10 protein-coding genes and 1 tRNA gene are annotated in these 13,426 nt (G+C 73.3%); 1 reads left to right on the forward strand and 10 read right to left on the reverse strand.

The features are described from left to right. The gene (locus tag ACGF3H_RS05530) at positions 1–1,470 is read right to left on the reverse strand and encodes an MFS transporter (protein WP_362497294.1); all 1,470 of its coding nucleotides are present in this window, start codon (positions 1,468–1,470) and stop codon (positions 1–3) included. 207 nt (positions 1,471–1,677) lie between these two features. On the opposite strand from ACGF3H_RS05530, the gene ACGF3H_RS05535 reads away from it, so the two are divergent. Then, positions 1,678–1,752, forward strand: a tRNA-Cys gene (locus ACGF3H_RS05535). 77 nt (positions 1,753–1,829) lie between these two features. On the opposite strand, the gene ACGF3H_RS05540 is transcribed toward ACGF3H_RS05535, so the two are convergent. From ACGF3H_RS05540 to ACGF3H_RS05580, 9 genes are all read right to left on the reverse strand, one after another. Continuing rightward, a complete protein-coding gene (locus ACGF3H_RS05540; RefSeq protein ID WP_362497297.1) occupies positions 1,830–4,142 on the reverse strand; it encodes a molybdopterin cofactor-binding domain-containing protein in 2,313 nt (770 codons plus the stop codon). Further along, positions 4,139–6,250, reverse strand: a complete 2,112-nt coding sequence (locus ACGF3H_RS05545) for a 2Fe-2S iron-sulfur cluster-binding protein (RefSeq protein WP_362497299.1) — start codon at positions 6,248–6,250, stop codon at positions 4,139–4,141. The genes ACGF3H_RS05540 and ACGF3H_RS05545 overlap by 4 nt, the downstream gene beginning before the upstream one ends. Then, positions 6,247–7,140, reverse strand: coding sequence for an FAD binding domain-containing protein (locus ACGF3H_RS05550; RefSeq protein ID WP_362497301.1), 894 nt, complete (start codon positions 7,138–7,140; stop codon positions 6,247–6,249). Before ACGF3H_RS05550 ends, ACGF3H_RS05545 begins: the two co-directional genes overlap by 4 nt. A gap of 233 nt (positions 7,141–7,373) precedes the next feature. Continuing rightward, positions 7,374–8,993: a beta-N-acetylhexosaminidase gene (locus ACGF3H_RS05555; protein WP_362497304.1), complete on the reverse strand. Its 1,620-nt coding sequence runs from the start codon at positions 8,991–8,993 to the stop codon at positions 7,374–7,376. 1 nt (position 8,994) lies between these two features. Further along, entirely contained in the window at positions 8,995–9,840 is an 846-nt protein-coding gene (locus ACGF3H_RS05560) for a carbohydrate ABC transporter permease (protein WP_362497307.1), read from the reverse strand. After that, positions 9,837–10,820, reverse strand: coding sequence for a sugar ABC transporter permease (locus tag ACGF3H_RS05565; RefSeq protein WP_362497310.1), 984 nt, complete (start codon positions 10,818–10,820; stop codon positions 9,837–9,839). Before ACGF3H_RS05565 ends, ACGF3H_RS05560 begins: the two co-directional genes overlap by 4 nt. Then, positions 10,817–12,115, reverse strand: coding sequence for an extracellular solute-binding protein (locus ACGF3H_RS05570; RefSeq protein WP_362497313.1), 1,299 nt, complete (start codon positions 12,113–12,115; stop codon positions 10,817–10,819). The genes ACGF3H_RS05565 and ACGF3H_RS05570 overlap by 4 nt, the downstream gene beginning before the upstream one ends. A 214-nt stretch (positions 12,116–12,329) precedes the next feature. After that, the gene (locus tag ACGF3H_RS05575; protein WP_171991040.1) at positions 12,330–12,614 is read right to left on the reverse strand and encodes a DUF3039 domain-containing protein; all 285 of its coding nucleotides are present in this window, start codon (positions 12,612–12,614) and stop codon (positions 12,330–12,332) included. Positions 12,615–12,644: 30 nt separating this feature from the next. Further along, positions 12,645–13,217, reverse strand: coding sequence for a YqgE/AlgH family protein (locus ACGF3H_RS05580; protein WP_362497317.1), 573 nt, complete (start codon positions 13,215–13,217; stop codon positions 12,645–12,647). Between the last annotated feature and the right edge of the window lie 209 nt (positions 13,218–13,426).

Here is a 13,426-nt window from a genome sequence, read left to right on the forward strand (position 1 = left end):
TCAGGAAGCTGCCCGCAGCCGCGTCGTCACCCACGCGCCCGCCAGGGCCACGCCCGCCATGGGCAGGAACACCGCCGCGAACGCGGTCGGGTGGGAGCCCGTGGCCTCCGTCGCCGCGTGGCTGACCGTGCCGCCGCCCAGGGCCGCGAAGGCCGCTCCGCCGGCGGCCAGCAGGATCACGTTGGACAGGCCGTCGGAGATCTGGAGGGCGGCGGAGTTGGTGCCGGCCTCCTCGGGGGCGGACAGCTGGAGCAGCAGCACACTGGTGGAGGAGATCACCAGGCCCATGCCGAGGCAGCCGAAGCCCCAGGCCACGGCGACCGTCCAGACGGGCACGGCGTCGATCAGCACGCTCGGTGCGGTGGCGATGGCCGCCGCGACCAGCACCATGCCCAGCGTCATCAGCCGGTCCCGGTGGGGCTCCAGGCGGGGCCGGGACTGGAGCCAGGAGCCGGCCGCCCACGTGGCACCGCCCGCCGCCAGCGAGAGCCCGGCCAGCGTCGGGCTGAGTCCCCGCTGCGTGACCAGCATCAGCGGCACGAAGGACTCGGCGGCGATGAAGGACCCGGCGGCGACGCCGCGCAGCAGGACCACGGAGGGCAGGCCGCGCGCCGCCCGGTAGGTGCCGCGCGGGAGCAGTCCGAGGACGGCCGGGACGAGCAGCGCGACGCCGGCCGCACCGGGCAGCAGCGAGATCCAGCGCAGGTCCTGGGCGGCGTACTGGAGGAGTCCCGCGCCCAGGGAGATGCCGAGGGCGAGGCGGATGCGGCGCCGGTCGAAGGAGGCGGGCCCCTCCCCCGCGTCCGCTCCTCCCACCGGGCCCGCCGCCCGGCTGCGTATCTGGGGCAGTGCGAGCGCCAGCGGGAAGACCACCAGCACCGGGATGCCGACGAACACCCACCGCCAGCCGAGGTGCTCGGTGACGGCGCCGGAGGCCAGCGGTCCGACGACGGACGGCACGACCCAGCCTGCCGCGAACGCCGCCATGATCGCGGGCCGCAGCCGCTCGGGGTAGGCCCGCCCGACGACGACGTACAGCGCGACGATCACCAGCCCGCCGCCGAGTCCCTGCACGGCCCGTCCGAGGATGAACAGCCACATCGCACCGGCCGTCCCGGACAGCAGCAGCCCGGCGGCGAAGGCGGCGATCCCGCCGGTCAGCGGCCCCAGCGGCCCCCGCCGGTCCGACCACTGCCCGGAGAGCACCATGCCGAACAGGCTGGTCGTGAAGTACCCCGAGAACGCGAACGCGTACAGCGACACCCCGTCCAGCTCCCGTGCCGCGACCGGCATCGCCGTGCCGACCGCCGTCGCCTCGAAGGCGATCAGCACCACGACGGAGACGATGCCGATGCTCAGCGCCCGGTAGGCGCGGCTCAGCACGGTGTCGGCGGGAACGGCGAACTCGGTGGCCGGGCCGGGGCCGGCGGGATCCGCGACATCGGTGTCGCGCGGGTCAGGGACGGTCATGGTGGCCAGAGTAAGGGCCGCAGCCCCCTGTGACCCCTGTCGGGAGACGGGGCGGAACCGGGACCTTGGTCGTACGACCGCCCCCGTTCATGAACGGCGTGTGGCAGTCGCGTTGCGGGGCCCCCCGCAACCCTTGAGCCCCTTCACCGACCCGCCGTACGGTCGAGTCACCGAGTTCGGCACGGACCCCGACGGAGTCCGGAACACGGCCGTGTGCCCGAGTGGCCCAGGGGCTCGCCTGCAAAGCGAGTGACGCGGGTTCGAATCCCGCCACGGCCTCCACCGCCCGACGAGGCAGAACAGAGGGGCGGCACCCCGCAAAGGTGCCGCCCCTCTGTTCGTCCGTCTCGCTCCCCCGCTCAGCCGGTGACCACCGCGGCCTGGGGCCGGATCGGGAGGCGGTTCACCGGGCGGCCCGTGGCCGCGCGCACGGCGGAGGCCACGGCCGCCGGGGAGGCCACCACCGGCACCGCGCTGACCGCCTTCGCACCGAAGGGCGCGACCACGTCCCGCTCCTCGACGAGCTTGACGATCCGGATGTCCGGGGCGTCGAGGGCCGTCGGCAGCGCGTAGCCGGTCAGGTCGGGGTGGCGGATCAGGCCGCGCGGGGTGCGCAGGTTCTCCGTCAGCGCGATCCCGACGCCCTGGGTGACGCCCGCCTCGATCCGCGCGGCCAGCTGGGCCGGGTTCAGCACCCGGCCGACGTCCTGCGCGACCGCCAGCTCCACGACCCGCACCGAGCCGATCTCGATGTCGACGTCCACCACCGCGCGGATCGCGCAGAAGGACATGCCGACGAAGGCGTCGCCCTGGCCCGCCTCGTCCAGCGGCTCGGTCGGGTGCGGACGGCACTGGGCGGTGGCCCACAGCTCCTTGCCGTCCAGCGACTCGGCGACCGTGGTCGACAGCACGCCGTCGTACGAGGTGATCTTGCCGTCGGCGATCTGGAGCAGCTCGGTCGACATCCCGAACTGGTGCGCGAGCGGCTGGAGGAGCTGGGTGCGGACCATCTTGGCCGCCCGTTCCACCGCACCGCCCGACACCCACGTGTGCCGGCCCCGGCAGCCCGCGCCGGCCGGCGGCTGGTCGGTGTCGACGGGCGCCACGTGCACCTCGTCGACGCCCAGGGTCTCCTGCACGATCTGCCGGGCCAGCGTGGTGAAGCCCTGTCCGGTCTCGACGGCCGCGCACAGCACCGTCGCCACGCCGTCCTGCACCTTCACGGTGGCCGTGGAGACCTCGTCGGCGCCCTCCGCGCCGAGCATGTGCACCATGCCGATGCCGTAGCCGACGCCCCGGCGCACCGCCCCCGGTTCGCCCGCGCCCTCGGGTCCGCCCGGCAGCAGCCACTCGTCCTCGGGCGTGTCCTTGGGCAGCGCGGGCAGCGGCACGTCCCGTACGGCCTGGAGGAGTTCGGCGACCGGTGCCGGGCAGGTGACCGTCTGGCCGGTGGGCAGAACGTCGCCGGTGGCCAGGACGTTGCGCAGCCGCACCTCGGCCGGGTCCAGGCCGAGCCTCTTGGCGATCTTGTCCATCTGCGCCTCGTACGCGGCGCAGACCTGCATGGCCCCCTCGCCCCGGACGTGGCCGGAGGGCGGGTTGTTGGTGCGCACGGCCCAGCCCTCGATGAAGGCGTTCGGGACGACGTAGGGACCGCAGGCGAACGCCACCGCGGCGGCCAGGGCGTCGGAGGAGGTGTCGGCGTAGGCGCCCGCGTCGAGGAGGATCTGCGCCTCGACCTTGACCACCCGGCCCTCGGCGTCCGCGTGGTGGCGGTAGCGCAGCAGGGTGGGGTGGCGGTGGGCGTGACCGAGGAAGGACTCCTCGCGGGTGGCGGTCAGCTTCACCGGGCAGCCGGTCCTCAGCGCCAGCAGGCCGAGCGGCAGCTGGAAACCCTGGTCCTCGCGGTCGGCGGTGGCACCGGGCACGCCGGTGACGACGATCTTCACCCGTTCGGGTTCGAGTCCGTAGCACGCGGCGGCCGTGTCGCGGTCGCCGTGCGGGTCGGTGGAGGCCAGGTACAGCTCCACGCCCCCGTCGGGACGCGGCACCGCGAGGCCCGCCTCGGCGCCGATGGGGGCCGGGTCCTGACGGCCGATGCGGTACAGGCCCTCGACGACGATCTCGCCCGCCGCCTCCGGGTCGCCGTGCCGCAGCGGGATGTGCCGGATCAGGTTGCCGTCGGGGTGCAGCGGCTCGGCCTCGAAGGCCTGCTCGGGGTCGGTCACCGGATCGAGCACCTCGTACTCGACGATGACCGCGGCGGCGGCCATCCGGGCGGTGTCCGGGTGGTCCGCGGCGACCGCGGCGATGGGCTCGCCGTGGTGGCGTACGACGTCGGAGGCGAACACGGGGCGGTCGGCCCGGCCCCGGCCGTGCAGCGGGGTGCCGGGCACGTCCTCGTGGGTGACGACCGCGCGGACGCCGGGCATCTCGCGCGCGTGCGTGGTGTCGATGGACACGATGCGCGCGTGCGGGTGCGGTGAGCGCAGGACGGCGGCCCACAGCAGGCCCTCGGCCCACAGGTCGGCGGCGTACGGGAAGGTGCCCTCGGTCTTGGCGCGCGCGTCGGCGGGCGGCAGGGAGGCGCCGAGGCCGTGCGGGACCGGCTCGGGGGCGGGGACGGCCTCCGCCGCTCCCGCGGCCTCGGCGGTGGCGGTCTCGTTGCTCACGCGTGGCCTCCGTCCTGGCCGTGGGACCGGTCGTCGTAGGGCTGGTCCGCGTAGGGCCGGTCACCGTAGGGGTGATCGCCGTAGGACTGCTCCCCGTAGGGCTCGTCGCCGTACGGCTGTTCCGGGTAGGGCTCGTCGCCGTACGGCTGGTCGTGCGGCGCGGGTGCGTCCGGTGTGCCGGGCGGTCCCGGGGACTCGAAGGCCGACGCGTTGACCCCGCCGGCTCCAGGGCCCGCCTGGTGCGGGATGCGGGGCTCGTCGGTGTCCGCCTCCGCCGCGCCGGCGGCGGAGTGGGCCGCACGCTCGGCGACGACCTCCCTGACCGCATCCAGGACGCCCCGGTAGCCGGAACAGCGGCACAGGTTGCCGCACAGGGCCTGCCGGGCCTCCAGGTCGGTCGGCGCGGGGTTGCCCTCCAGGAGGTTGTGCACGGTCATCGCCATGCCGGGCACGCAGAAACCGCACTGCACCGCGCCGCACCGGGCGAGCGCCCGCTGCACGTCCGACGGCTGCCCGTCGGCGGCCAGGCCCTCGACGGTGCGCACCTCGCTGCCCGCGGCGGTGACGGCCGGGACCAGGCAGGAGGCGACCAGCCGTCCGTCGACCTGGACGTTGCAGGCCCCGCACTCGCCCTGCGAGCAGCCGTCCTTGGCGCCCGCGAGCCCGAGGCGTTCGCGCAGCACGTACAGCAGGGACTCGCCGATCCACGCGTCGGTGACGGGGCGGTCGGCGCCGTTGACGCGGAGCACGTAGGAGGCGAGGGGGTGCTCGTCCTGCGGGCCGACGGGGGCGGCGGGGGCCGGCTCGGCGGGGGCGGCGGAGCCCGGGGGCTCCGGACGCGGCTCGTCCTCCGTCTCCTGCGCGGCCACCGGTTCCGCTGACGGCGCCGGGTCGGTGGGGGCCGCCTCGGGGCTCTCCGGGTCGGGAGCCGTCTCCTCGTCCCCGGTGGGCGCCACGGGGGGCTCTGCGGAGCCCTCAGGGGCCTCAGGGGCCTCCTCGGCCTCAGGGGCCTCAGGGGCCTCCTCTGCCGCAGGCGCCTCGCCGGTCGCGGCCTCGTCCGTCGCCGCCTCGCCGGTCGCGGCCTCGTCGACCGCTCCCTGGCCGGGTGCTGTCTCGTCGGGGGCCGGTTCGTCGGAGGCTGTCCCGTCCGACGGCATGCCGTCCGAGGCCATGCCGTCCGGCGCCGTCCCGTCGGGACTCGTCGCGTCGGGACCCGTCCCGTCGGGACCCGTCCCGTCGGCCGGTACCTCGCCGGCCGGTGCCTCGCCGGTCGTCGTCCCGTCCGCCGACGGCGCAGGCGGCACGGTCCCGGCGCCGGGCTCCGCGGGTGCGTGCGGGTACGCGCCCGCCGCCCGGACGGGGAAGGGCCCGGGTCCGGCGGAAGGGGCGGAGTCCTGCGCGGTCCCGGCGGCCAGGTCGTCGCCGGCCCGGTCCGGCCCGGCCGGCTCCTGCGCCCACGGCTGGGTCGCCCAGGGCGCCGGTGCGCCGCCGGGGAGGGTGGCCGGTGCGGTGCCGCCCCACTGCTCGGCCAGCGACGACGCGGTGAACTCTCCCGACTCGTCCGGGAGGTCACCGCCGGCGACGGGGATGGACCACTGCCCGGTGACGTCCTGGCCGGGCGCCTCGTGCCCCGCCTCGGCGTCCGATGCCGCGTTGTCCGCGGCGGCGTCGGAGAAGTCCCACTGTCCGGTGGCGCCCGGGTGGTACGTGAACCGGTCGCCGTGCCCGGCGTGCGGGTCGTACCCCGCGGCCTGGCCGTAGGGGTCCTGCTGCGCGTAGCCGGTGAACTCCTGGTGCCCGGGGTACTGCTGTCCGGCGTCCGGGACGTGCCACTGCGCGCCGTCCACGGGGGCGGACGGCAGCGCCCAGCTCCCGGTGGCCGCCGGGTCGGTCCCGGCGGTGGTGGCGGGCGCGACCGTGATCTGCGGCGGCACATAGCCGTGCCCGGGCGCGGCGAGCGGGCTGTCGGCCGAGGCCAGCAGCGCGTCGATGCCGCCCTCGGGGAGCTTCACGAAGGCCGTCGCGCCGTCGTCGTAGTCGCCCTGGGGCAGCGGGTCCCAGCGTCCGCCGCTCCGGGGCGCGTCCTCTCCGTGCTGGTCGTCGGTCACGACAGCGCCCTCCCCAGTGCTCGTCGGGCCAGCGCGGCGACGGTGCGCCGCAGGTGCAGTACGGCGGGCGGGAGCTGCGGCACGGAGCCGTCCTCGGCCGGGGCCGCGTCGGGGATGCAGGCGGCGGCGACGTACTCGCCGAAGGCGGCGAGCGCCTCCGGGACGATCGCGCGGCCGTTGTCCCAGTCGATGAGCGAGGCCACCCACTGCTCGGCCTCCAGGGGCCGCAGCGGCATCGGCGCGATGGCACCGACCGCGCAGCGCACGCCCCGCCTAGCGGGGTCGAGGACCAGGGACACGGACGCCATCGCCCGGCCCGGCCCGGTCCGGCCGGTCGCCTTGAGGAAGACCTGCGGCGCGTGCAGCAGCGGCACGCGCACGTAGCCGATGAGTTCGCCCGCGCGGAGCATCTCCATGCCGGCCAGCAGGTGCGAGACCGGCATCTCGCGGCGGACCCCGCCCGGGCCCGCGATGATCAGGGTCGCCTCCAGCGCGGCCAGCACGGGCAGCGCGTCCCCGGTGGGGGCGGCGGAGGCGATGTTGCCGCCCAGGGTGCCCGCGTTGCGGATCTGCGGCGGGCCGGCGGCGCGCGCGGCGGCGGCGAGCGCCGGGATGAGGGCGGCGAAGTCGGGGCGGCCCATGCGGGCGTGCGTGAGCCCGGCGCCGAGCAGCGCGTGACCGTCCTGGTACTGCCAGCCGCGGATCTCGCTGATGCGGCCGAGGCCGACCAGCGCGGCCGGCCTGAGCTGCCCGGAGTTGACGGCGGCCATCAGATCGGTGCCGCCCGCCACCGGCACGGCGGCGGGCATGGCCGCGAGCGCCGCCACGGCCTCGTCCAGTGTCGTGGGCAGCGTGACGGCCTGCGCCGCCTGCGGTGCGTGCGTGGTCAAACCGACTGCCCCTTCCCGCTGTCCCACCTGGTCCCGCCCGTGTTGCCGTACGGTACGACCTGACAGGGCGGACGTGGCAACTCTGGCACATCTTCGCAGGGCCCGAACGCGGGGGTCCGCTAGGAGGCATTCGCCCACCTCGTCGTCGAGATGGTCCGTTTTCGCACGGGATACCCGTTGGTCGACGATGCGCTCGAGTTGCCACTCTTCAGTGGCGATTCGGGGCGTTTTCCTTACTTGTTCGGCGGCGGTCCGTCGATCGGCCGGCCGAGCACTCCCGGCCGTCGCTGCCACGGCAGGGGGCCGGTGGGCGGCCGGTAGGCGACGCCCAGGGCGTCGAGCCGCCGGTAGTGGGCGGCCATCCGTCGTTCGAAGCCGGCGAAGTCCCGTTCGCCCGGGACGGGCAGGGCGCTCCAGGCGACCTCCGCGAAGGCGGCCAGACGCGGGAAGACCTGGTAGTCCACGCGGGCCTGGGTCTCCATCACCTCGGTCCACACGTTCGCCTGGGTGCCGAGCACGTGCGCGGCCTCCTCGGGCGTCAACTCCGGTGGAACCGGCTCGAACCGGTAGACGTCCTCCAGGGTGCGCACGAATCCGATCGGTACGGGCTCGTCCTCGCCCGCGTCCTGCCGGTGGTCCAAGTACACCTGCTGCTCGGGGCACATGACCACGTCGTGCCCCGCGCGCGCGGCGGCGACCCCGCCGGCGTACCCGCGCCAGGACGAGACGGCCGCGCCCTCGGCCAGTCCGCCCTCGAGGATCTCGTCCCAGCCGATGAGCCTGCGCCCGCGGGCGGTCAGCCACCGGTCGAAGTGCTTGATGAACCAGGCCTGGAGTTCGTCCTCGCCGGCGAGCCCGAGTTCCTCGATGCGCGCCTGCGCGGCGGGCGACCGCTGCCACTGCCCCTTGGGGCATTCGTCACCGCCGACGTGCACGAACTGCGAGGGGAAGAGGTCGAGGAGTTCCTCGAACACGCCCTCGTAGAAGCGCAGGGTCGCGTCGGTGGGCGCGAGGACGTTCTCGCAGACGCCCCAGGTGTCCCAGACGGTGAGCGCGGCGGTGTCGGCGACGTCGGTGTTGCCGAGTTCCGGATAGGCGGCGATGGCGGCCTGCGAGTGCCCGGGTACGTCGATCTCGGGGACGACGGTGATGTGCCGTTCGGCGGCGTAGGCGACGATCTCCCGGATGTCGTCCTGGGTGTAGAAGCCGCCGTGCGGCTTGTCCTCCCACAGCGGCGATGCCCGGTGCCCGTATTTGGTGCGCGACCGCCAGGAACCGGTCTCGGTGAGTTTCGGGTACCGCTTGATCTCGACGCGCCAGCCCTGGTCGTCCGTCAGGTGGAAGTGCAGCACGTTGAGTTTGTGGGCGGCCATCAGGTCCAGGTAGCGCAGGACGCCGTCCTTGGGCATGAAGTGCCGGGCCACGTCCAGCATCATGCCGCGCCAGCGGAAGCGGGGCGCGTCCTCGACGGACCGCTCCGGGACGCCGGGCGCGGTGCCGGGCCGCAGGGGCGCCCGGCGAAAGGCCTCGGGTCCGAGCAGCTGCCGCAGGGTCTGGGCGCCCCAGAAGACGCCCGCGGGGCCGCCGCCGCGGATCTCGACGCCCCGGTCGCGGGTCACGCTCAGCCGGTACGCCTCCGGCTCCAGCGCGTCGTCCAGCAGCAGCCGTACGCCGGCGTCGTCCTGCGCTCCCGGCCGCAGGGGCAGCGCGAAGGCGGCGCCGAGCGTGGCGCGCAGCCAGCGTTCCGTGCTCTCCGTACCGGGAGCGGCCCACAGGGTGGTGTCCCCGTCGAGCAGGACGGCGCGGTCCCCGGGGCCTTCGACGGCGCGCGGCGCCGGAATCAGTTCGGTCACGTCAGTCCTTCACCGCTCCGCCGAGGCCGGAGACGAGTCGTCGTTGCACGAGTACGAAGAAGACCAGCACCGGGATCGTCATCACGGTGGAGGCCGCCATGACGCCGCCCCAGTCGGGGTCGTCCGGCTTGTAGAAGACCAGCAGCGCCATCGGGAGGGTCGACTGGGAGGTGTCGCTGATGATGAACGACTTGGCGAACAGGAAGTCGTTCCAGGTCGAGATGAAGGAGAAGACACTGGTCGCCACGAGCCCCGGGAAGACCAGGGGGAAAAGGATCTGCCACAGAAAGCGCGCCCGGCTCGCTCCGTCGATGTGGGCGGCTTCCTCCAGGGCTTCGGGCACCGCTTTCACGAAGCCCCGCAGCATCCAGATGGCGAAGGGCAGCGAGAAGGCGATGTGGGGCAGGATCAGTGACCCCAGGGTGTTCAGCTGGCCGAGGTCGCGCATGAGGAAGAACAGCGGAATCGTGAGCGCCTCCACGGGCACCATCTGGGCCACCAGGAACATGATCAGCAGGGTGGTCCGGAAACGGAACCGGAAACGTGTCACCGCGGTCGCGGCGAGAAAGGCGATCAGTGCCGAGGCGACGACGACGGTGACCGCCACGAGCAGACTGTTGAGAAAGTAGCGGCCGAATTCCTGCTGGCCGAAGACCCGCCGGAAGGAATCCAGCGTGGGCGTCAGCGTCCACGGCCGCGGCTCGCTCGACTCGATCTCCCCGGCCGGCTTGAACGCGCTCAGCACCATCCAGTACAGCGGGAAGGCCACCACGACCGCGATCAGCAGTGCCGACGCCTCGGCCGCCAGCCGCCAGGGACGGCGCACACGCGTGCGCGGAAGATTCACAGCTCCTCCCCCTGGCGGCGCAGCAGCCGCAGGTAGACCAGCGTCACGGCGAGCAGCATCAGCAGCATGACGACGCCGATCGCGGAGCCGAGGCTGTACTGCGAGGACGCGAACGCCTTCTGGTAGGCGTAGACGTTGAGGACGAGGTTCTGGCCGGCGATGCCGCCGCCGTTCGTCATGACGTAGATCTGGGTGAAGACCTTGAAGTCCCAGATGACCGACTGGATGGTCACGACCACGAGGATCGGCCGGAGCATCGGTGCCAGCACCGAGCGCCAGATCCGCCACTGGGACGCCCCGTCGAGCGCGGCGGCCTCCAGCACCTCGGCGGGGACGGCGCGGATCCCGGCGTAGACGGTGACCATGACGAACGGGAAGGAACACCAGACCACTTCGAGCAGGACGAGCAGGAAGGCGCTGTAGCGCCCGTACGTCCAGGAGTGGTCGCCGAGGCCCAGCATCCGGTTGACCGGCCCGAAGTCCGGGTCGAACAGCAGCAGCCACACCGTCGACCCGGTGACCGCCGGAGTCGCCCAGGCTCCGAGCGCGGCCAGCATGAGCGCGAGCCGCGGCAGCGCCCGCACCCGCGTGAGCAGCACGGCGAGCGCGCACCCGACGGCCAGCGTGGAAACGACACAGGCGCCCGCGAACACGACGGTCGCGAGCAACACCCGCCAGAACTCACTGTCGCCGAACAACTCGGCGTAGTTCCCGAACCCCTGGAAGCTGGTCGGCTCCCCGCCGGACACCTGGGCCTGCGTGTACTCCAGGAAGGAGATCAGCCCGAGCTGGTAGACGGGGTAGACGAGCAAGCCACCGAGGACGACGAGAGCGGGTGCGAGGTAGATCCAGGGGGTGGCCCGGTAGGGGCGCGGGGCTGTGCCGGATGTGCGGCTACCGCCGCGTGGGCGCGAAGAACCACGACGCACCCGCACCCGCCCGCTCACCGCGCCCCCCGAGCTGGAAGGCGGCACACTCATCCGGCGGAGCCAAACGCCTCGTTCATCTTCTTCGCCGCGCCCCCGGCGGCAGCGTCCACGTCCTTCTTGCCGCTGACCACCTCCTGGAACATCGTCGGCAGCACCAGCGACGAGTCGATCGTCGCCCACGCGGCCGACGCCGGCACGAACTTCGTGCCCGCGGCGAGGGTGTCGACGAACGGCTTCACGAACGGCTCCTTGGCCGCCACCCCCTGCCGGACGTCCGTGAAGGTCGGCAGGAAGCCCATCGCGTCGAACAGGTCGCCCTGTGCCTCCTTCGACGCCAGCCGCTTCATCAGGTCGACGGCGAGGGTGCGGTGCGAGGTGCTCCTGAGGACGCCGATGTTGTTGCCGCCCGCGAAGGCCGGGGCGATGGAGCCGGGCTTCACGCCGGGCAGCGGCACGACGGCGTACTTGCCCTTGACGCTGCCGGCCTCCACGGCCTGGTGGCTGAAGTCGCCGCCGATCGCCATGGCCGCCTTGCCGGACGCGAACGCGGTGACGGTGTCGTTGCCGCCCATGCCGGCGCACTTGGCGGCCGGGCAGTTGTCGTCGCCGAAGAGGGACGTGTACGCCGTGATGCCCTTGCGGGCGGCGGCGCTGTCGATGGCGGAGGCGTACGAACCGCCCTTGCCGGTGGCGAGTTCGCCGCCGTTGGCCCAGATGAAGGGCATCGCGCCGTAGGTGTAGGCGCCGCCGACCGCGAGGCCGTACAGGCCGGGCTTCGCGGCGCGGATCGTCCTGGCGGTGGACGTCAGCTCGTCCAGCGACGTGGGGGGCCGCAGGTCCAGCTCCTTGAACACGTCGGTGCGGTAGTACAGGGCCCGTACGCCCACGAAGTACGGGGCGCCGTAGACCTTGCCGTCCACGGTGACCGACTGCCGGGCGGTCGGGTCGGTGTCCTTGGCCTCGTTCCAGGCGCCGAACTCCTCGGTGACGTCAGCGAGTCCGCCGTCCTTCACGTACCCGGCGGTGTCGGTGTTGCCGTACTCGATGACGTCGGGGGCGCTCTTCGGGTCGTTGAAGGCGGCCTTGATGCGCTGGGCGCGGGTCTCGACGGGGATGTACTCGACGGAGACCTTCGTGTCCTCGTGCGCCTTCCGGAATCCGGCGAGGACCTGGTCGACGACCTGCTCCTTGGGCTTGTTGTTGACCTCCTGGAAGAGCCAGACCCGCAGGGTGCCGCTCTTCTCGTCCTTGCCGGAGGAGGAGTTGTCGGACGTCTGGGGCGCGCAGGCCGCGGCGACGACGGCGGTGGCGGCCACGAGGACGGCCAGTCGGGGGGAGAGCTTCATGGAGTGATCCTCCGGACGCGCGTTGCAACATATGCAATGACTGTTTCGCTCTGCACAACATCCAGGAGGTTATGGACTACATGAACATGTCCACAAGAGGTCTCAACCACTTCGTGACACGCGAGGTCCGGGCGCCGCCCCCGGACACGCGAAAGCCCCCGGAACGCGCGCGGGCACGCTCCGGGGGCCTCGGGAGGACGGGTCGGACGGGCGGCTACTTCTTGTCGCCGCCCTTGCCCTGGTCGCCGCCGGCGCTCATGGACTCGTAGATCTCCTTGCACATGGGACACACCGGGTACTTCTTCGGGTCGCGGCCCGGCACCCAGACCTTCCCGCACAGCGCCACGACGGGGGTGCCGTCGAGGGCGCTCGCCATGATCTTGTCCTTCTGGACGTAATGGGCGAAGCGCTCGTGGTCGCCGTCGCCGTGGGACACCTGTGGCGTCGGCTCTACGAGGGTCCCCGTACCAGTCCCGCGCTCGGGCTCGAGAGTGCTCATAAAGGTCAAGGGTACTGAAGCTCACACGCTTCAGTTGAGCGAAGGGTCGTCCGGGTACGTCGCCACCATCGCCAGCTCGCTGCGCTGGCGGCGCAGGACCTCGCGCCAGAGCCTCTCCGGGACCGGACAGGACACGTCACCCGGCTCCGACTCCACCACGTACCAGGCGCCCTCCGTCAGCTCGCCCTCCAGCTGACCGGGGCCCCAGCCGGCGTACCCGGCGAAGATCCGCAGGGCGCCGAGGGCGGGCGCCAGCAGCTCCGGCGGCGCCTCCAGGTCGACCAGACCGATCGCGCCGTGCACCCTGCGCCAGCCCAGCGGGGCCGCCTCCCCGGACGCCCCGCCGGGGACGACGGCGACACCGAGGGCCGAGTCCAGCGACACCGGGCCGCCCTGGAAGACCACCCCGGGCTCACCGGCGAGGTCCCCCCAGCCCTCCAGGATGTCGCCCACGTCGACCGGCGTGGGGCGGTTGAGGACGACACCGAGGGAGCCCTCCTCGTCGTGGTCGAGAAGGAGCACCACCGCACGCTCGAAGTTCGGGTCCGCCAGGGCGGGCGTTGCCACGAGCAGCCGCCCCGTGAGCGAGGACACCTCGGTCATGCCAGACATGATCCCGCATGTTCCCCTCCCATGGGGAGGCAATCGGGGGCACGGGGGTGAACGGACGCCCCCGCACGCGCCCGCCCGGTGACCGCCCGTACCCGCCGCGAGACCCTTCGTGTTGTGACACAGCCATGACGTCGCCGGACCCTCCTCGGGCTTACTTAAGGGGGGTGCGGGGCGACTACCCTTTCCCTTCTGGCCCCTGC

It is taken from the genome of Streptomyces sp. NPDC048185, from assembly GCF_043202495.1.
Taxonomy (GTDB): domain Bacteria; phylum Actinomycetota; class Actinomycetes; order Streptomycetales; family Streptomycetaceae; genus Streptomyces.